This window comes from Pedococcus sp. P2_E4, assembly GCF_056403935.1.
Genome location: NZ_JBFUEO010000027.1, coordinates 12,978 through 30,742 on the forward strand (window position 1 = coordinate 12,978; position 17,765 = coordinate 30,742).

The window sequence follows — 17,765 nt, forward strand, 5'->3', positions numbered from 1 at the left end:
TCCTGGGTCGAGGCTACGCCTGAATCGTCTGGTCCGACCCCGTTCGAGTGCCTCGAAGTGACGGTCAGCGTGGTGGGTGGGACGTGACCCGCTCCATCGCCTCGCCGAGGATGCGGGCACCGTCGGGAAAGGCCGCAGGGTTGGGCCCTGAGTAGTTGAGCCGCAGGAAGGGCCCCGTCGGCTCCGCCGGGAACCACTCCCTGCCCCCGGCGACCAGCAGCCCCGCGCGCTCGCAGTCCTGGGCCAGGCTCGGGACATCGGTCCCGTCGGGCAGCCGTGCCCACAGGTTGAGGCCACCGGCGGGCAGGGCGTCCACGTGCGCGTGCGGTGCATGCTCCGCGAGCGCGGCGACGAGCAGGTCGCGCCGGTCCCGCAGCTGCTCGCGGACTCGTCGCAGGTGCGTCTGCCACGCCGGCTGGGTGACGACGTCCAGGGCGGCGGCCTGCAGGACGCCGCTGACGTACATCGAGTCGGCACCGCGGTCGGCCACGATGCGCTCGCGCGCCGGGCCTCGGACGATCACCGCGGCGACCCGCAGGGCGGGCGAGACGCTCTTGGTGAGGGAGCGGAGATAGACGACATGACCGGCATCGTCTCCGGTCGCGACGGGACGCGGGGTGGTGCTGATGCCGAAGTCGTGTGCCCAGTCGTCCTCGATGAGAAAGGCGCCGTGGGCCCGCACCACGTCGAGGACCTGGGCCGCCCGCTCGGTCGACCACTGCGCGCCCGTCGGGTTCGCGTACGTGGGTTGCGCGTAGTAGACGCGCGCGCCGCTCTCGTCGAAGGCACGGTGGAGGTCCTCCGGGTCGGGACCGTCGACGCCCACGGGCACGGGGACGACGCGCAACCCTGACTGGGCCGCGGCTGTGATGGCGCCCCAGTACGACGGGGACTCCATGAGCAGCGGCTGCCCTGGCGCCACCAGCGCCCTGAACAGCGTCGACAGACCGCTCTGGCTGCCGGGCAGCACGACCACGTCGCTGGCAGTGGGCGGGGTGACGCCGTCAGGGCAGGCGACCCCGAGCTCGCGGGCGAACCACGACTGGAGCTCGGGCAGTCCCGCGACGGGTGACCTCGAGAGGGCGCTCTCGCTGCGAGCCGCCCGGGTCAGGGCAGAGCGGACCAGCCGTTCGGGGAGGAGCTCGCGGTCGGGGTACCCGGAGTGCAGGGCGATGACGTCGTTCGGTGCGCTTCGCAAGGCGGTCGGGAGCGACGAAGACCCGGTATGCGGTGCGCGCAGGGCTGTGGTCTGCCACGAGTAGTCGGAGGGCCGGGGCGAGCGAACCGTTCGCACGAAGGTCCCGATCCCCGGCTGGCTGTCGATGAGACCCTCGGCGCGCAGGTCGCGCAGGGCGTTCTGCACCGTCAGAGGGCTTGCCTGGTGGTGCGCGACGAGTGCCCGGGTGGATGGCAGGCGGGCACCGGGGGGAGCCGTGGCGATCCACGCGCGCAGTTCCGCAGCAATCCGTGAACTGCTATCGTTGTTCATGAGTCATCACGATAGCGCTACTCTCACGAGCGGCCCAGTGGTATCGGCAGCCGTGTCGCGCGCGCACGGGCTGTGGTGGGGCCTGGCCGGGGTGGTCGCCTTTTCCTTCACGGTGCCGTTCACCCGGGTGGCCGTGGAAGGTCTCTCGCCGCTGTTCATCGGCTCGGCCCGAGCCGTCGTCGCGGCCGTCCTCGCGGGGCTGGCCCTGGCGCTCACCCGAGCCGCTCGCCCTCGGGCGGGGCAGTGGGCGCGGCTGGCGGTGGTGGGTGCTGGCGTGGTCGTCGGCTTCCCGCTCCTGACCTCGTACGCACTGACCACGACGCCTGCCAGCCATGCCGCGGTCGTCATCGCGCTCCTCCCGGCAGCCACCGCGATGATGGCCGTCCTGCGGGGTCACGAGCGACCGCCGACCGCCTTCTGGGTCGTCGCTGGGCTGGGCGCCGTGGCGGCCCTCGGCTTCGCCTCGGTCCAAGGCGGTGGGTGGGGGCGCCTCCACGGTGCGGACCTGTTGCTCTTCGCCGCGGTCCTGGCGGCTGCGGTCGGCTATGCCGAGGGAGGACTCCTGGCCCGCGAGCTCGGGGCGTGGCAGACGGTGTCGTGGGCGCTGGTCCTCTGCGCTCCGCTCATGGTCGGTCTCGTGGCGACATCCGCGATCCATCGGCCCCCGTCGGCGACCCCGGTGCAGTGGGCGGCCTTTGCCTACCTCGGGGTGATGAGCATGTACCTGGGTTTCTTCGCGTGGTATCGCGGATTGGCCATCGGACCGATGGCACAGGTCAGCCAGGTGCAGCTCGTCCAGCCGGTGCTCTCCTTGTGCTGGGCCGGCCTGATGCTGGGGGAGCGCCTTTCAATCGCCACCGTGGGCGGCGGCCTGGCCGTGGTGCTGTGCACGGGCGCCGCGGTGCGGGTACGTCTGGCCAAGGCAGACTGACTGCCATGTACGTGCCCCACTTCAACGCCATGCGGGACGACACCGAGGCGCGTGACCTGGTGGCCTCGGTCGCGGCTGCGCAGCTGGTCACCGTGGGTCGTGACGGCGTCCCGCTGGCCACCCTGCTGCCGGTCCTGTGGGAGGGCGACCGGGTCGTCGCCCACATGGCCCGGGCCAACCCGCACTGGACCCAGATCGAGCAGGGTGACCCGGTCCTGCTGGTGGTCACCGGACCCCAGGCGTACGTCTCACCGACCTGGTACGCGAGCAAGGCCGAACACGGACGGGTCGTGCCGACCTGGAACTACTCGGCCGTGTACCTGACCGGGCGCGTCCACGTGCGCCAGGACGCCGAGTGGCTGCGTGCGGCGGTCGACAGCCTCGTCCAGCGGCACGAGGCGCACCGCCCGGACCCCTGGCACAGCACCGACGCGCCGGAGCGCTACATCGCCGGGCAGCTTCGGGCGATCATCGGTCTCGAGATCACGGTCGAGGGCGTCGAGGGCAAGGTCAAGCTCAGCCAGAACCGGTCGGAGCGGGACCGTGAGGGCGTCGTCGAGGGCCTGGCCGCTGAGGGCACCCGGGAGGCCGCGGAAGTGGCGCAGCAGATGGAGTCGCAGCTGCTGGACCAGACCGACGCGGGCTGACCCGCACAGAAACCCGCACACGAACCCGGACCGACAGCCGCCGTGGCGGCGCAGCGCGCGGTGGAGCGGGAATATACCCAGGGGGGGTATGGTTGCAGGTGCTATGGACACCACAGCTCCCCACCACGCGACGATGCCGTCCTCCTGGCAGCAAGCCGTCCTGGCGACGCTGCACTGCCTCACCGGCTGCGCCATCGGTGAGGTGCTCGGCATGGTCGTCGGCACCGCCCTCGGGTGGCACAACCTGGCCACCGTGCTGCTGTCCATCGCCCTGGCCTTCGTTTTCGGCTATGCGCTGACGATGCGCTCGGTGCTGCGTTCCGGACTCTCCCTGGTGGCGGCCCTCGGCGTCGCCCTCGCGGCGGACACGGTCTCCATCACCGTCATGGAGGTCGTCGACAACGTCCTGATGCTCGTCATCCCGGGCGCCATGGAGTCCGGTGTGACCAGCATCCTCTTCTGGGGTGCCCTGGCGGTCTCGCTCGCCATCGCCTTCGTCCTGACCGTGCCCGTCAACCGCTGGCTGATCGGCCGTGGCCGGGGTCACGCCGTCGTGCACGCCCACCACGGCTGAGCATCTGCCACCCTGAGCGCGTGCCTGACCTCGCCTGGGCTGCCGTCGCTGTCGCCGCCCCGCTCGACTGGTGGGCCGTCGCCGTCGGTGGCCGCCGTCGCGAGTGGGCCTTCAAGCCCCTCGTGCTCATCGCGCTCCTGGTCGCCGCTGTGCTCATGGGTGCTGCCGACTCGGCCACTGGCCGCTGGCTCCTCGCAGCCCTGGTCCTGAGCCTGACCGGCGACGTGGCCCTGCTGTCCGACAGCGAGAGACGTTTCGTCCTGGGCCTCGGGAGCTTCCTGCTGGCACACCTCGCGTTCGTCGTCGCCTTCATCCACGCCGGTATGCCGCGCGGCGACCTTGCGCTGGTCGGCCTGGTCCTCGTGGCCGCCCTGGCCGCGGTCGTGGGTCGCCGCGTCGTCCCCGCCGCCGCGCGCGAAGGTGGGCCGCCCCTGGCCGGTGCGGTCACGGCATACGTCGGGGTGATCGGGGCCATGGTCGTCGCCGCGTGGGCGACGGGGAGGCCGTTGGTCGCGCTCGGCGCGACCGTCTTCATGGTGAGCGACGCGATCCTGGCGCTGGACCGCTTCGTGCGCCCGCGACGGTTCGGGTCCCTCGCGGTGATGGTGACCTACCACGTGGCGCAGGTTCTCCTCGTGGTCGGGCTGCTCCAGGCCTGACCTCTGTGGACCCCCCAGCAGGCGGCGWGGGGTGGGGCACCWGCCCCCMCCCCTCGCCGGGTCGTGGCCCGCGGCCCTACTGGGTGGCGCGGACCGCGTCGGTGGAGTCCTGCGCCTGGGACTTGACGTCCTCGGCGGTGCTCTGGCTCTCCTGGACCACGGTGTCCTTGGCGTCGGTCGCGGTCTCCTTGATGCTCTGGGCCGCCTGCTTCGCGGGCTCCTTGAGCTCCTGGGCCGTGTCCTGCGCCACGGACTTGGCCTCGTCGACCAGCGGTTGCGCCTTGTCCTTCAGGGTGCTCGCTGCCTGCTTCTCCTTCTCGCTCGCGGGAAGCATCGAGCCGACGAGCCAGCCAGCGCCGAGGGCGATCAGGCCCGCGGCGAGGGGGTTGCCCTGCGTCTTGCTGCGAGCCTTGTCTGCCGCCGCACCGGGCGCCTGTCCGACGGTGGAGGCCGCATCGGACCCGCTGCTGCGCAGGTCCTCGGCGGTGCCCATCACGCGGTCCTTGACCGACGATGCCGCGTCGGCGACCTTGTCGACCTGTCGGCGGGCGACGTTGGACGGGCTGACCGTCTCGGTGAGCGCGTTGACGTCGCTGCTCAGCCGGCCTCGAGTGTCCTCGATCTCACGACGGATCTGGTCCGGGTTGTTCGTCATCGCTGGTCCTCGTTTCCCTTGAGCGCGTCCGGGATCTCCCGGGCGGTCTGCTTCGTCTGTGGCATTCCCTTGACCTGCTTCATCTCTCGTCGGCCGATGCTGGCCAGGACGGCTGCGATGACGGCCCAGACGGCTGCCACCACGAGCGCCGACCAAGCGCGTCCGATCTCGTTGCCGAGGCCCCACCAGAGGGTGATCGAGAGGAAGAGCAACACGAAGTGGCCCGCGACACCGGCCCCACCGAACATGCCGGCGCCCTTGCCTGCCCTGGTGGCCGACTCGCGCAGCTCGGCCTTGGCCAGCTCGGTCTCCTGACGGATCAGGGTCGACAGGTCACGGCTGATGTCGGCGAAGAGCTCGCCGACGTTGCTCAGCGACCGCGGCTGCTCGTCGAGCCGTGGTTCCTGGCTCATGCGGGGAAGGCGTCCGGGTCGGCGGTGGCCGACTGGCCGCTGGTCGAGGCTCCGGTGGAGCCGGTGGAGGTTCCGGTGTAGCCGCCGGTGGAGGTTCCGGTGGAGCCGGTGGTGGTACCGGTGTAGCCGCCGGTGGAGCCCGTGGTGGTACCGGTGGAGCCGCCGGTGGAGCCGGTGTAGCTGCCGGTGGAGGCGCCGGTGTGGGTGCCCGCGTAGGCCGCGGCCTGCGCGCTCTCGTCCGCGGCTGCCTGGTCCTGGTGGTCAGCCACGAGCCCACGGCTCAGCCGGCCGCCGACCAGCCCGATGACGGCCGCGGCGGCGAGGAAGGCGCCGGGACGCTGGCGTGCGAACTGCTTGACCTCGGAGACGAGGGAGCCCGGGTCGCGCTGGTCCAGCCAGCCCGCCACGTCACCCATGCGCTGCGAGGCCTGCTGCGCGAGGTCGCTGGCGACGCCCTGCTGCTCGCTGTTGCGGGCCATGCCCGAGAGCTCCTGGCTCAGCGACCGCAGACCGTCGGCCACCCGGGTCTGCTGCTGCGCGCTCTGGTCGAGCAGCTGGCTGCGGGTCTGCTGCCACAGCTCCTTGGCCTGCTGGCCCGTCTCCTGGACCACGTTCTTGGCCTCGTCCTTGCCGACCTCGGCGACGTGCTTGGCGCCTTCCTTGGCCTGCTGGCCGGTGGCGCGGGCCTCGTCCTTGGCGACCTGCTTCGTGTCGCCGGTGCTGGTGGCGGCGCCGCCGACGGGGCTGTCGGTGCCGTGACTGTCAGTCCCGTAGCTGTCGGTGCCCGCCGCGGAGGAGGCATCCAGCGTGCCGAGCTCGCGGGTGGTGTCCTCGGGTGTGCTGGTCGTTCCGTAGATGTCGCTCATGTGTCCATTCCTGTTCTGTCAACGAGTGCTGGACGGGCGGTCTGTGCGACCGCCTATGTCAGGTGGTTGCCCGGTCCTGACCTGCGCAAACGTCAAAACGTCGCATTTATCGCATCTGGTCGGTATCCGGACGCAGGAGCCTGAGCAACGCCCGGGCGTCGTGCGGCGCATGTCCGTGGGCGTCGTTGTCGAAGTAGACGTGCACGTCCAGCCCCTCGGCCGCCCAACCTGCGACCCGACGCGCCCAGTGCTCGAGCGCAGCCTGCGAGTAGCCGCTGCGGTAGAGCTCGGTGTCGCCGTGGAGGCGGACGTAGACCAGGTCGGACGTGACCACGTCGAACTGTGGCCACGTGCCGGCGCTGTCCGACACCACCATGGCGATCCCGTGGCGCTCCAGCAGGGCTCGAGCCTGCGGCGAGCCGAAGCTGTCATGTCGGGGTTCGAGCGCGTGGCGGACGTCCGCCTCGACGAGCGGGGTCGTCAGCGTGCGTCCTTCGGGCAGCTTTTCGTCGTGGTGCTCCGCGAGCTCACCTGCAGCCTTCGTCGTCCGCGGGAGCAGGTCGAAGAAGGCGCTCAGCAGCTGCTCGTCGAACGGCAGGTTGGCGGGCAGCTGCCACAGGACGGGACCCAGCTTGGACCCGAGGGCGAGGACGCCGGAGGCGAAGAAGTTGGCGAGCGCAGGCTCCACCCCGGCGAGCCGCCGCAGGTGCGTGATGAACCGCCCACCCTTGACCGCGAAGAGGAAGTCGTCAGGCACCTGCTCCGCCCACGACGCGTAGCTGCTCGGGCGCTGGAGCGAGTAGAAGGAGCCGTTGAGCTCGACGCCGCCGAGCTCGCGTGCCAGGTAGGCGAGCTCGTCCCGCTGGCGCAGCCCGACGGGATAGAAGTCACCGCGCCACGACGGGTACCGCCACCCCGAGGTCCCCACGCGGACGTCCCCGCCCGCATCGCCGGTCGGGACGGTGGGAGTGGTCACGCTCCTCCTCGAGGTCGGGGCGGTGCACTCGCACGACGCCCTACCCCAGCACCTACCCGTGGCCTCCGGGCTGGAAACGGACCACACGGGACCAGCCTCCGGGGTGACCGAGCGGCCACCCGACGACGGGGCTCGTTTTGCGCCGTGACCGACCGGGTAGCACGCAGCCACACCGAACACCCGAGAGCGGCGACGGCGACGCCGCGAGGAGGAAGCCCCATGCTCGACATGCAGCGGCTCGGACCGGCAAGCCTGGTTCTGGTCCGTCACGGCGAAAGCATCGGCAACCTGGCGGACCGCGCGGCCAGGGAGGCGGGGGCCGCGCGGCTCGACCTCCAGGACCGCGACGCGGACGTCCCGCTCTCGGACACGGGGCGGGAGCAGGCGGACGCCCTGGGTCGCCACCTCCAGGGCCTGGACGCGACCGCGAGACCCACGGCCGTGGTCAGCTCGCCCTACCGGCGCAGCGCCGACACCGCCCGGTTGGCCGTCGCGACCGCCGGGCTGAGCACTCCGTTCATGCACGACGAAAGGCTCCGCGAACGCGAGCTCGGCGTTTTCGACGGACTCACCGGCACCGGCATCCGGGCCGAGTACGGCGCGGAGGCGCAGCGGCGGGAGCACCTCGGGAAGTTCTACTACCGGCCGCCCGGCGGCGAGAGCTGGTGCGATGTCGCCCTGCGGGTGCGGTCGTTCCTTCGCGACGTGGGCACCCGGCCGGCCACGGACCGCCTGTGGATCTTCACCCACCAGGCGGTGATCACGTGCTTCCGCTACGTGCTCGAGGGGATGGACGAGGCCGCCGTCCTGGAGCTGGACCGAACCGTGACCGTCCCCAACGCCTCGACGACCACCTACCGTCGCGGACCGGCTGGCGTCCCCGAGCTGGTCGACTATGCCTCGACCTCGGCCGTGGAGTCCCGAGGGACCACGGCCACGCACGAGCCCGATCAGGCAGGGCGCGGGAAGGCGTCGTGAACCGCACGGTCCGCGACCTCGACGCCGGCCAGCTGGGCAGCTGGCCCCTCCCGGACCCGGGGGGCGGCAAGGAAGGGCGAGGTCGGGTGGTGGTCGTCGGTGGCAGTCGTCGCACGCCCGGAGCGGTCCTGCTGGCGGCAGAGGCCGCCGTCCGGGCAGGAGCCGGCAAGCCGCAGGTCGCCACCGTGGAGAGCGTGGCAGTCGCGGTCAGTGTCGCCCTGCCGGAGGCGCTCGTCACCGACCTTCCCGAGACCGGTCACGGCGAGATCGCATCAAGGGCAGCCGACCAGGTCCTCGACCTCGCTGCCGGCTGCGACGCCCTGCTGCTGGGCCCCGGGCTGCTGTCTCCGGAGTCGGCCAGCGAGCTGCTCGACGCCGTCGTGCCGAAGCTGGACTGCCCCGTGGTCCTGGACGCGTTGGCCATGGCCTACCTGACCGAGCAGCCTGACGGGGTGGCTCACCTCGGGGGGAGGGTGGTCCTGACGCCCAACGACTCTGAGCTCGCCGAGACCCTCGGGCGCAGCGAGTCCGAGGTCGCGGACTGCCTTGCCGAGTGCTGCGTCGAGCTCGCGGACCGGTGCGGTGCCACGGTGGTCGCCGGCGGCGAGACCACGTACATCGCTGCCCCTGGTTCGCAGGTCGTATGGCGTCATCCGGGTGTGCCCGGCCTCGGGGTGGCCGGGTCGGGCGACGTGAAGGCCGGGATCGTCGCGGGCCTGCTTGCCCGCGGGGTTCCTGCCGAAGGGGCGGCGGCCTGGGGCGTCATGCTCCACGTGGGCGCCGGCCGGGCGGTCAGCGAGAACGATGCCCCTCTGGGGTTCCTGGCCCGGGAGCTGCTCCCGTGGATCCCGCGGGTGATGGCGCAGCTCTCGTCGAGGGCCTCCTGACGGCTGGGTCGACTCGCCGCGAACCGCGCTGTCAGGCCGTGACGCGCCAGCGACCCGTCGCCGCGTCGAGCTCGGCGAGGTGGCGTGCCGAGAACTCGGCCAGCCAGCCTTCCATCGGGAACCAGCCCCACCGGTCACGAAAGAGGTTGGCGTTGTGGACGATCGAGTGCAGGTGCCCGATGGGAGGGGTCTGGGTCGGGTGGTGTTGGTGGTATGCCGTCGCGCCGCCGACCCAGATCAGCTCGCCGCCCGCAGCGGCAAGGCGCTGCCCGAAGTCGGTGTCCTCCGCGCCGTAGCCGGAGTACACCTCGTCGAACCCTCCGAGGTCCTGCCAGTCGAGCGCCGTCACTGCGAACGACAGCGACCAGAAGAGCCTCACGTCACCTCCTGGCAGGACGACGTCCGGCGCTGGTGAAGGTCGTGCGGGATGCGGCTCGGCACGCTCGGCAAGACCCGGGGCACGGTAGTCCGCGGGGTGCTGCACCGGCGGCAGGTAGTGCACGTCACCGCACGCCACGACCGGCCCTGGCGCCGGCCTGGGACTCAGCACGGCGGCATACCGCTGCACGGTCGTCGGTGAGGGGATGCAATCCACGTCGAGGAACACCAGGACGTCGGCCCCGGCCCCGATCGCGGCTTCGGCCCCGGCGTTGCGGGCCCGGGCCAGGGGGAGGTCCGTGGCGACGGCGGGCAGCTCCACGACGAGGGCGTCGGGATGCTGTTCGTGTGCCACGGCGGCGATCCCCGTGTCGCCCATCGCGACGACGACGTAGTCGTCGGCGGGCCACGTCTGCTGGTGCAGGCCCCAGCCCTGGCCGCGGAGGTGCTCGTGCCGGCCGTGCGCGATGGTCACGACGGCAGTCCGGGGGCGGCTCACTGGGTCACCAGCGACGGCAGGCCGGCCGTGCGCAGGTGGTCTGCGGCGTCGGAAGCGCCGGTGCCGGTCGACCACAGGCGCCAGCCGTCGCCGCCGCGGGCGAGCGCGAGCTGGAGCAGGTCCGGCCAGGATCCCGGGGCCGGCCAGGTCGTGCAACCCACGGCGATGCCCAGCTGGTCGAGCACCTGGGCGGTCGCGGACTGCTCGTCGAACGGGCGTCGCTGGGCGACCACGACGGCAGGACGTCGGGCCGCCGCCACCTCGGCCACGGCGTTCTGCCCGGCGTGCGTCACGACCACGTCTGCCCGCTGGAGGTCTTCCCAGAGCGGCGTGTCGGAGTGGATGCCGGGGGAGCGCTCGACCCAGGTCCACGACGGCGTCGCCGCCCGGGCTGCCTCGAGGTCTGCGTCGGTCGTCGTGCGGCCACCGGCACCCCACAGCACCAGCACCGTGCCGCCGCCTGGTGCAGCCGGCGTGGGAACCGGGCGGGTGGGGGTGAGGTGGTCGAACCGGGAGATGCCACCGACGAACCACGCCTTGTCGGTCCACTCGCGCGGCCATCCGAGGTCGTGGGACCCGCGCGGCCACGGTGCCAGCAATGCGTCTGCAGTGTCGTAGGCGAGGCGGTGCGCCCTGTCCTCGCGCACCCCCGGCATCGCGACGACCACCGTCGGCACCCCGCAGAGTCGCGCCAGGAGGGCGACCTCCACTGAGACGTCCACCACGAGCGACCGAGGCCGGTGCACCGCGGCCCACTCGGCCAGCTGGGCCGACCGCTGGGCCAGACCCGGGTGCCCGCGGGGCACCCAGTGCAGGACGCCGTGAGCGGTCGGGTCGTCGAGTTGTCCCTGCTGCGCCGGGTCGGTGTCGTCGTCGCGCGCGAGCTGGGTCCACGCGCCGCTCCAGCCCGCCGGTGCGGGGACGGAGCTGAGACCCCAGACGGGCTCGTCCATGGCGGAGGCGATGCTCTGCATGCGGGTGAGGTGCCCCGCGCCCTGGTGGTGCGCGTAGTAGCCGATCACGCGGCCCGCCCCACCCTCGTGCTCTGGAGGTAGCGCTCGACGTAGTCGTCGACCATGGTGTCGAGCGAACAGCTGGTGACCGCGTGGTCCCGACAGCGCTGGCGGTCCATCGCGCAGACGCGTTCGACCTCGGCCGCCGCGGCGGCCACGTCACCGGGCTCGACCAGGGCACCGCAGTCGGCGCTGACGAACTCGGGCAGACCACCTCGCCGGTAGCCCACGACCGGAGTCCCGCAGGCCAGGGACTCGGCTGCGACCAGGCCGTAGGGCTCGTCCCACTCCGGAGTGACGACCGTGGCGGCACTGGACCCGACGAGGGCCGTCAGTGCAGGGACGCCGAGGTGCCCGACGTACTCCGCCCGCGGCCCGAGCAGCGGTGCGACTCGCTCCGTGAAGTAGTCAGGGTTGCCCACCGGGCCGGCCAGGCGGATGCGGCGGCCGCTCGCCGCGGCGATCCGCAGCGCCTCGTGAGGTGCCTTCTCCGGGACGATCCTGCCCACCCAACAGAGGTCGTCGCCACCGGCTCCGGGTTCCCACACGTCGGTGTCGACCCCGTTGTGCACCACGTCGGCGTCGGTCACGTGGGACCACTGCACGGCGGTGTGGCGGCTCACCGCGACGAACCGGCTGCGGCTCTGGTCCATCAGGGCGATGGCCGGCTCCAGCCAGGGAGTGGGCGGGGTGTGCAGCGTGGTGAGCATCGGCGCGGCACAGGACTGGGCGAGGGCGAGGGGAAGGAAGTGCAGGCTGTTGTTGTGGATGACGTCGACGTCGTGGCGGTCCCTCAGCTCGAGCATCACCTGCAGGTACGCGTGGTGCTCCTGCAGCCAGGGGACCGGGGGCATCGAGACGTCAGCCGCGGCCGCCGCGCTCAGCTCCAGCGGCGCGACGACCATCTCCCGCGCACCCAGCTCGGGGTCGCTCCCCGGCCCGGCGAACAGCGTGACGTCGATGCCTCGCTGGCGAAGACCGCGCACGAGCGCCCACGTGAGCGACTCGAGGCCGCCGGCGAAGGGCTGCACCAGCGGGTGCCTGGCTGCGGCAAGGATCACGACGTGCATGCGAGCCTCCGGTCCAGGGCCGCTGCATAGACCTGCTCGTGCGCCCGGGCCAGGAGCCGACGCTCGGTATGCCGGGTCGTCACCGACGCGCGCGGCGCGGTCCCCCCGGCCAGCCAGCGGCCGTGGGCCGTCCGTACGGCCGAGACGAGGGAGGACGTCCTCTCGGGGCCGTTCGCGGCGTACGTGAGGCAGGGACGCTGCTCGGCGTAGAAGCCGCAGTCCGGTGCGGCGACCCAGGTTCCGAGGTCGTGACCCGCCTCGAGCCAGCCCGAGTGGGTGCCGAACTGGTAGGGCAGGACGGACACGTCGAGGCCGTGCAGGTAGGCCCAGAGCTCGTCGTCGGGGAAGTAGTCGTGCACCTGCAGCTCCAGGGCACCCCGCCGGTCCAGCGTCGTGAGGTGGGCTGCGAATGCGGCGTCGTGGCGCGGGAACCCTGCCGTCATGACGTCGGTGTGCGCGTCCACGCGCAGCCGGGCACCCGGCATACCCGGCATGGCCTCGACGAGGGCGTCGACGAGGGGGAGGGGGTCCATGYTGGCGCGCAGGCTCTTCGCGTGCAGGCCGACCACGAACTCCTCGCGCGCGGCGCGCGGTCGGGCGAGCCACTCGTCAGGGACGACCTGGGGGTGGCGGAGGACGGTGGCGTCGCGGCCCCAGCGCTCGCGGATGGTCGCAGCCGCTCCGGGGGTGAGGGTGATCAGGGCGTCGGCCGAGCTGACGAGCACGCCGAGCTGGGCGTCGTGGAGCTCGGCGGCCTCGTGGTGGGGGTTGCGCAGGTCGTGCACCGTGAGCACGAGCGGCTTGTCGTGGCGATGCAGGGCGTCGACGACGCCACGCAGGTCGTCCGGCGAGAGGGCGTCGAAGCCGAAGTGGACGTGCATGACGTCGAAGTCGGCGGCGTGCTCCTCGACCCAGGCGCTCGTCAACATGCGCGGCGGCCACCACGGGCTGTCGGGGGAGCTGTCGGCGGGAGGGTCCGGGAGCCGGACGACGCTCGTCGAGTCGGGTGCGGGCGGCGACAGGTGACGCACGTAGACGTGGCCGGAGGGGACAGAGGCGACGACGATGCTCAAGGCTGACCTTCGGAAAGGGGCGTCGAGCGCGCCGTGGGCGGCCCGACTGGGGCAGCTGGCGCGTGGTTTGACCGGCTCTGGACTTCTCGGGCCAACGTAGCCCCTTGCGCGGACGTTGGCGACCCCCGTCGCCTCCGAAGGGTCAGGTCAGCGAGGCGCGGTGGCTCTCGTTGATCTTGTCGGCCAGGGCTGCGAGCTTGGTGTTGGTGCGGCTGGAGGCGCTGCGCAGGATCTCGAAGGCCTCCGCGTCGCTCACCTTGTGCGCCGCCATGAGCAAGCCCACGGCCTTGCCGATCTCACGGTTGCTCTCCAGGCCCTTGCGAAGGTTCTCCGCCGTGGTCTGGCGCTCGGCGGCCGCGAGGGCAACCGAGGTGAACGCCGCGAGCACGGCGCCCACGTCCACGGACTCGATGGTGAGGGCGCCGGGGGTGTCCGAGAAGACGTTGAACGCCGCTCGCGCGCCGAGGCCGTCCATGAGCTGGTAGCCGACCATCCCCCGGACCGGGGTGCTCGCGAGGGTCAGCTCGGCGAGCCGTGGCCACTTCGACTCCGAGCGGATGTCGGTGTCGTGCTGGACGGAGTCCTCCACGATGGCGTCCACGCACGGTCCTTCGTGGGCCTCGGACTCGAGGCGGTCCATCTGGCGTGCGACGTCGTCCGAGGCGGCCTGGGTCCGCAGCTGCTCGTGGTCGTCGAGGGTGGAGATGCACGCATGGTCGGCGCCGGGGATCACGTTCACGGCCGTCTCACAGATGGCCGTGAGGATCTCCGCCGATCCGGTACCGGCATAGACGAGCGCGGCGAGGGCGTTGAAGGCCTCGGTGGCCTCGCGGGGAATGCGTGTCTCCATGGTGCCCAGTATCACCCGGATTGCCGCTTGCGCGTGCCGCGTCCACGGTGGGCGTCCTCGGCGCGGGGGTGGTCCGCTGGGGGGCGGCGCCTCAGCGGGCGGTCTTCGGGACGCGTTCGAGGACCAGCAGGTCGAGCATGGAGGCAGCGATCCCCACCAGGGCCATCGCCGTGACGACGCGGGTCAGCGGGCCGGGGTCGCCGTAGCCACGGCCGAAGCCGGCCGACAGGAAGTAGGACAGCGCGAGCGCGGCACCGCTGACCGCCATGATGATGCCGGGCACGCGCGGGTGGACGCCGCACCGGGCGATGGCGATGCCGAGCAGCAGCAGCCCCAGGCAGACGCCGGGCGGCGAGGTGACCAGGCCCTCGAGCACGGCGGCCACTCCAGCCCACCCGACCCAGGCGCCGGGGCGCATGCCCTGGGCGAGCTGGTAGCCGAGGACGGCCGTCCCGAGCAGCGCGATGGTGGCGACGTCGAGGAGCACCCCGAGACCGTTCGGCAGCACGATCTCGCGGGCACGGACGATCCAGTACCCGAAGAACAACAGGCCCCCGGCAACGCCCATCGAGGGCGTCATCTCGTCGACCAGGTCCGCCGCTCGGCCAATCCGCCCCATGGCCCGAACGTACGACGAGCCCCTAGTCCGCGCCTCATCCGAAAGACGCAGGGGGCGGTGGAGGCTGGTCGCGCGGGGCGCTGCGGTAACCTGTCGCCATGGCACGGTCGCTGCTCCTGAGGAAGCCGCGCTGACGCCCCGGACCCACCGGGTCACGTCACCGCGGCCAACCCCTCCTGCGTGAGGGGTTTTTCTGTGTGGAGACACCATCGAGGTCGGTGTGCGGACACGGGAACCACGAGCACGACCAGCGAACACGAGGATGAGATGAGCGAGACGCCGCACCGCTACACCGCCGCCCTGGCCCAGCAGATCGAGCTGGCCTGGCAGGACCGCTGGGAGCAGGAAGGCACCTTCCACGCCCCCAACCCGGCAGGCCCGTGGGCCGAGCCGGACAAGGTCGCCGGCCGCGAGAAGCTGCTCGTGCTCGACATGTTCCCGTACCCCAGTGGCGCAGGCCTGCACGTCGGCCACCCGCTCGGCTACATCGCCACCGACGTCTTCGCCCGCTACCACCGGATGACGGGCAAGAACGTCCTGCACTGCCTGGGCTACGACGCGTTCGGGCTGCCGGCGGAGCAGTACGCCGTCCAGACCGGCCAGCACCCGCGGAAGACGACCGAGGACAACATGGTCGTGATGAAGCGTCAGCTTCGACGGCTGGGGCTGGGCCACGACGACCGCCGCACCATCGCCACCATCGACCCCGGCTACTACAAGTGGACGCAGTGGATCTTCACCCAGATCTACAACGCCTGGTACGACCCCGAGGCGGTGCGGCCCGACGGCGGCAGCGGACAGGCGCGCCCGATCGGCGAGCTCGTCGCGCAGTTCGAGTCCGGCGCGCGACCCACCCCCAACGGGCGCGAGTGGGCGGCCCTGTCGCCGGTCGAGCAGTCCGACATCCTCGACGACTTCCGGTTGGCCTACACCAGCGAGGCGCCGGTCAACTGGGCCCCCGGCCTGGGCACGGTGCTGTCCAACGAGGAGGTCACCAACGACGGCCGGTCCGAGCGCGGCAACTTCCCGGTGTTCAAGGCCAACCTGCGCCAGTGGATGATGCGCATCACCTCGTACGCCGACCGGTTGGCCGACGACCTGGACCGCGTGGACTGGCCGGAGAAGGTCAAGGCCATGCAGCGCAACTGGATCGGGCGCAGCCAGGGGGCGCGGGTCGCCTTCGCGGTGGTGGGTCAGGACGCCTCCATCGAGGTCTTCACGACGCGCCCCGACACGCTGTTCGGCGCCACGTTCATGGTGCTGGCTCCCGAGCACCCACTGGTGGACACCATCGTGTCCCGGGGCGACTGGGTCGCCGACACCAATCCCGCCTGGACCGGTGGCGAGGCGACCCCGGTGGCCGCGGTCGCGGCATACCGGCTGGCGGCGTCGCGCAAGAGCGACCTCGAGCGCCAGACCGAGGGCAAGGACAAGAGCGGTGTGTTCACGGGCGCCTGGGCGACCAATCCCGTTGACGGGCAACGGATCCCGATCTTCATCGCCGACTACGTCCTGATGGGCTACGGAACGGGCGCCATCATGGCCGTGCCGGGGCAGGACCAGCGCGACTGGGACTTCGCGCAGCAGTACGGCCTGCCGATCATCCGCACCGTGCAGCCGTCGGAGGGCCACCCGGAGGACGAGCCCTTCACGGGTGACGGCCCTGCCATCAACTCGGCCAACGACGAGGTGTCGCTCGACGGGCTCGGGGTCGCCGAGGCCAAGTCGCGCATCATCGACTGGCTGTCCGACAAGGGGTTCGGCGAGGGTACCGTCAACTACAAGCTGCGCGACTGGCTGTTCAGCCGGCAGCGCTACTGGGGCGAGCCGTTCCCCATCGTCTTCGACGAGGACGGCGTCAGCCACGCGGTGCCCGACTCGATGCTGCCCGTCGAGCTGCCGGACGTCCCTGACTACGCGCCGAAGACGTTCGACCCCCAGGACGACTCGAGCCAGCCCGAGCCGCCGCTGGGGCGGGTCGAGGAGTGGGTCAACGTCGAGCTCGACCTGGGGGACGGGCGCGGCATGCGCAGGTACCGCCGAGAGACCAACACGATGCCCAACTGGGCCGGATCCTGCTGGTACTACCTGCGATACCTCGACCCGGCCAACGACGAGGCGTTCGTCGACCCCGAGAACGAGAAGTACTGGATGGGGCCGCAGGCCGACCCCGTGGGCGGCTCACCCGCAGGGACCGTCGACCCCGGTGGCGTCGACCTGTACATCGGTGGGGTCGAGCACGCGGTGCTGCACCTGCTGTATGCCCGCTTCTGGCACAAGGTGTTGTTCGACCTGGGTCACCTGAGCAGCGCGGAGCCGTTCCGGAAGTACTTCTCGCAGGGCTACATCCAGGCCCCGGCCTACCGCGACGACCGGGGGCAGCCGGTCGAGGCGAGCGAGGTCGTCGAGGTGCCGGACCACTCCGGTGGCGAGCCCAGCTACACGTGGCAGGGCAAGCCGGTCACCCGCGAGTTCGGCAAGATCGGCAAGTCGCTCAAGAACGTCGTCAGCCCCGACGAGATGTGTGAGCAGTACGGCGCCGACACGCTGCGCGTCTACGAGCTGTCGATGGGGCCGCTGGAGCTGAGCAAGCCCTGGGAGACGCGAGCCGTCGTCGGCGCCCAGCGGTTCCTCCAGCGACTGTGGCGCAACGTCGTCGACGAGGAGACCGGCGAACTGCGGGTGGTCGACCAGGCTCCCGACGACGCGACCACGCGGGCGATGCACAGGACCATCGACGCCGTGACGCGCGACTACCCCTCTCTGGGGTTCAACACCGCCATCGCGCGGATGATCGAGTTCAACAACACGCTCACCAAGCTCGACGCCGTGCCGCGGCAGGCGGCCGAGGCCCTGGTGGTCATGGTCGCGCCGCTGGCACCGCACATCGCCGAGGAGCTCTGGGCCAAGCTGGGCCATGAGGACTCGATCACGTACACCTCGTTCCCGGTCGCCGACCCCGCCCTGCTCGTCGAGGACACCGTCACGTGCGTCGTCCAGATCAAGGGCAAGGTGCGCGACCGCCTCGAGGTGCCGGCCGACATCAGCGAGGACGACCTGCGCGCGCAGGTGCTGGCGCTGCCCAAGGTGGTCGCGGCCACCGAGGGCGGGATCCGCACGGTCATCGTGCGCGCTCCCAAGCTCGTCAACGTCGTTCCGGTCTAGGGCGCCCGCCCGATGGCCCCGAC

18 protein-coding genes are annotated in these 17,765 nt (G+C 71.7%); 7 read left to right on the top strand and 11 right to left on the bottom strand.

The annotated features are described in order from the left end of the window. Window positions 1-64: 64 nt before the first annotated feature. On the bottom strand, window positions 65-1,489 hold the full coding sequence (locus AC1DV7_RS12935) for an aminotransferase-like domain-containing protein (protein WP_477597540.1): 1,425 nt from the start codon (window positions 1,487-1,489) through the stop codon (window positions 65-67). Here AC1DV7_RS12935 and AC1DV7_RS12940 point away from each other — a divergent pair. The 4 genes from AC1DV7_RS12940 to AC1DV7_RS12955 all read left to right on the top strand — a co-directional run bounded on the left by AC1DV7_RS12940 (window position 1,488) and on the right by AC1DV7_RS12955 (window position 4,300). Beyond that, complete coding sequence (locus tag AC1DV7_RS12940; protein ID WP_477597541.1) at window positions 1,488-2,420, top strand: DMT family transporter; 933 nt, start codon at window positions 1,488-1,490, stop codon at window positions 2,418-2,420. The genes AC1DV7_RS12935 and AC1DV7_RS12940 overlap by 2 nt on opposite strands. A 5-nt stretch (window positions 2,421-2,425) precedes the next feature. Continuing rightward, the gene (locus tag AC1DV7_RS12945) at window positions 2,426-3,067 is read left to right on the top strand and encodes an FMN-binding negative transcriptional regulator (RefSeq protein WP_477597542.1); all 642 of its coding nucleotides are present in this window, start codon (window positions 2,426-2,428) and stop codon (window positions 3,065-3,067) included. Between the two features lie 103 nt (window positions 3,068-3,170). Further along, window positions 3,171-3,641, top strand: coding sequence for a DUF4396 domain-containing protein (locus AC1DV7_RS12950; protein WP_477597543.1), 471 nt, complete (start codon window positions 3,171-3,173; stop codon window positions 3,639-3,641). A gap of 20 nt (window positions 3,642-3,661) precedes the next feature. Next, the gene (locus tag AC1DV7_RS12955) at window positions 3,662-4,300 is read left to right on the top strand and encodes a lysoplasmalogenase (RefSeq protein ID WP_477597544.1); all 639 of its coding nucleotides are present in this window, start codon (window positions 3,662-3,664) and stop codon (window positions 4,298-4,300) included. 76 nt (window positions 4,301-4,376) lie between these two features. On the opposite strand, the gene AC1DV7_RS12960 is transcribed toward AC1DV7_RS12955, so the two are convergent. The 4 genes from AC1DV7_RS12960 to AC1DV7_RS12975 form a co-directional block, all read right to left on the bottom strand. Next, window positions 4,377-4,955, bottom strand: a complete 579-nt coding sequence (locus AC1DV7_RS12960) for a DUF3618 domain-containing protein (RefSeq protein ID WP_477597545.1) — start codon at window positions 4,953-4,955, stop codon at window positions 4,377-4,379. After that, window positions 4,952-5,368, bottom strand: a complete 417-nt coding sequence (locus AC1DV7_RS12965) for a phage holin family protein (RefSeq protein WP_477597546.1) — start codon at window positions 5,366-5,368, stop codon at window positions 4,952-4,954. Before AC1DV7_RS12965 ends, AC1DV7_RS12960 begins: the two co-directional genes overlap by 4 nt. Beyond that, the gene (locus tag AC1DV7_RS12970; RefSeq protein WP_477597547.1) at window positions 5,365-6,234 is read right to left on the bottom strand and encodes a hypothetical protein; all 870 of its coding nucleotides are present in this window, start codon (window positions 6,232-6,234) and stop codon (window positions 5,365-5,367) included. Before AC1DV7_RS12970 ends, AC1DV7_RS12965 begins: the two co-directional genes overlap by 4 nt. 106 nt (window positions 6,235-6,340) lie before the next feature. Further along, window positions 6,341-7,210 carry a DUF72 domain-containing protein gene (locus tag AC1DV7_RS12975; protein ID WP_477597548.1) on the bottom strand — a complete coding sequence of 290 codons (870 nt, stop codon included), beginning with the start codon at window positions 7,208-7,210 and terminating at the stop codon, window positions 6,341-6,343. A gap of 219 nt (window positions 7,211-7,429) precedes the next feature. Between AC1DV7_RS12975 and AC1DV7_RS12980 the strand changes: the two genes are divergently transcribed. Both AC1DV7_RS12980 and AC1DV7_RS12985 read left to right on the top strand, forming a co-directional pair. After that, on the top strand, window positions 7,430-8,188 hold the full coding sequence (locus tag AC1DV7_RS12980; protein ID WP_477597549.1) for a histidine phosphatase family protein: 759 nt from the start codon (window positions 7,430-7,432) through the stop codon (window positions 8,186-8,188). Beyond that, window positions 8,185-9,075, top strand: a complete 891-nt coding sequence (locus AC1DV7_RS12985) for an NAD(P)H-hydrate dehydratase (protein WP_477597550.1) — start codon at window positions 8,185-8,187, stop codon at window positions 9,073-9,075. The genes AC1DV7_RS12980 and AC1DV7_RS12985 overlap by 4 nt, the downstream gene beginning before the upstream one ends. Before the next feature lie 31 nt (window positions 9,076-9,106). Here AC1DV7_RS12985 and AC1DV7_RS12990 read toward each other — a convergent pair whose 3' ends face one another. The 6 genes from AC1DV7_RS12990 to AC1DV7_RS13015 all read right to left on the bottom strand — a co-directional run bounded on the left by AC1DV7_RS12990 (window position 9,107) and on the right by AC1DV7_RS13015 (window position 14,577). After that, window positions 9,107-9,928 carry a glycosyltransferase family 2 protein gene (locus AC1DV7_RS12990; RefSeq protein ID WP_477597551.1) on the bottom strand — a complete coding sequence of 274 codons (822 nt, stop codon included), beginning with the start codon at window positions 9,926-9,928 and terminating at the stop codon, window positions 9,107-9,109. A gap of 20 nt (window positions 9,929-9,948) precedes the next feature. Continuing rightward, window positions 9,949-10,974 (bottom strand): glycosyltransferase, encoded by a 1,026-nt coding sequence (locus AC1DV7_RS12995; protein ID WP_477597552.1) that lies wholly within the window; start codon window positions 10,972-10,974, stop codon window positions 9,949-9,951. Continuing rightward, entirely contained in the window at window positions 10,971-12,035 is a 1,065-nt protein-coding gene (locus tag AC1DV7_RS13000; protein ID WP_477597553.1) for a glycosyltransferase, read from the bottom strand. Before AC1DV7_RS13000 ends, AC1DV7_RS12995 begins: the two co-directional genes overlap by 4 nt. Further along, window positions 12,023-13,108: a glycosyltransferase gene (locus AC1DV7_RS13005; protein WP_477597554.1), complete on the bottom strand. Its 1,086-nt coding sequence runs from the start codon at window positions 13,106-13,108 to the stop codon at window positions 12,023-12,025. Before AC1DV7_RS13005 ends, AC1DV7_RS13000 begins: the two co-directional genes overlap by 13 nt. A gap of 142 nt (window positions 13,109-13,250) precedes the next feature. Further along, window positions 13,251-13,958 (bottom strand): GAF and ANTAR domain-containing protein, encoded by a 708-nt coding sequence (locus AC1DV7_RS13010; protein ID WP_477597555.1) that lies wholly within the window; start codon window positions 13,956-13,958, stop codon window positions 13,251-13,253. A 91-nt stretch (window positions 13,959-14,049) separates the two neighbouring features. Next, window positions 14,050-14,577, bottom strand: a complete 528-nt coding sequence (locus AC1DV7_RS13015; RefSeq protein WP_477597556.1) for a hypothetical protein — start codon at window positions 14,575-14,577, stop codon at window positions 14,050-14,052. 267 nt (window positions 14,578-14,844) lie between these two features. On the opposite strand from AC1DV7_RS13015, the gene leuS reads away from it, so the two are divergent. Next, the gene (gene leuS, locus AC1DV7_RS13020; protein WP_477597557.1) at window positions 14,845-17,742 is read left to right on the top strand and encodes a leucine--tRNA ligase; all 2,898 of its coding nucleotides are present in this window, start codon (window positions 14,845-14,847) and stop codon (window positions 17,740-17,742) included. Window positions 17,743-17,765: the final 23 nt, after the last annotated feature.

Bases quoted from the DNA above. Each gene is read 5' to 3' on its own strand.
- AC1DV7_RS12940 (WP_477597541.1), top strand. From the start codon at position 1,488: ATGAGTCATCACGATAGCGCTACTCTCACGAGCGGCCCAGTGGTATCG.
- AC1DV7_RS12935 (WP_477597540.1), bottom strand. From the start codon at position 1,489: ATGAACAACGATAGCAGTTCACGGATTGCTGCGGAACTGCGCGCGTGG.
- AC1DV7_RS12945 (WP_477597542.1), top strand. From the start codon at position 2,426: ATGTACGTGCCCCACTTCAACGCCATGCGGGACGACACCGAGGCGCGT.
- AC1DV7_RS12950 (WP_477597543.1), top strand. From the start codon at position 3,171: ATGGACACCACAGCTCCCCACCACGCGACGATGCCGTCCTCCTGGCAG.
- AC1DV7_RS12960 (WP_477597545.1), bottom strand. From the start codon at position 4,955: ATGACGAACAACCCGGACCAGATCCGTCGTGAGATCGAGGACACTCGA.
- AC1DV7_RS12965 (WP_477597546.1), bottom strand. From the start codon at position 5,368: ATGAGCCAGGAACCACGGCTCGACGAGCAGCCGCGGTCGCTGAGCAAC.
- AC1DV7_RS12970 (WP_477597547.1), bottom strand. From the start codon at position 6,234: ATGAGCGACATCTACGGAACGACCAGCACACCCGAGGACACCACCCGC.
- AC1DV7_RS12980 (WP_477597549.1), top strand. From the start codon at position 7,430: ATGCTCGACATGCAGCGGCTCGGACCGGCAAGCCTGGTTCTGGTCCGT.
- AC1DV7_RS13000 (WP_477597553.1), bottom strand. From the start codon at position 12,035: ATGCACGTCGTGATCCTTGCCGCAGCCAGGCACCCGCTGGTGCAGCCC.
- AC1DV7_RS13010 (WP_477597555.1), bottom strand. From the start codon at position 13,958: ATGGAGACACGCATTCCCCGCGAGGCCACCGAGGCCTTCAACGCCCTC.
- AC1DV7_RS13015 (WP_477597556.1), bottom strand. From the start codon at position 14,577: ATGGGGCGGATTGGCCGAGCGGCGGACCTGGTCGACGAGATGACGCCC.
- leuS (WP_477597557.1), top strand. From the start codon at position 14,845: ATGAGCGAGACGCCGCACCGCTACACCGCCGCCCTGGCCCAGCAGATC.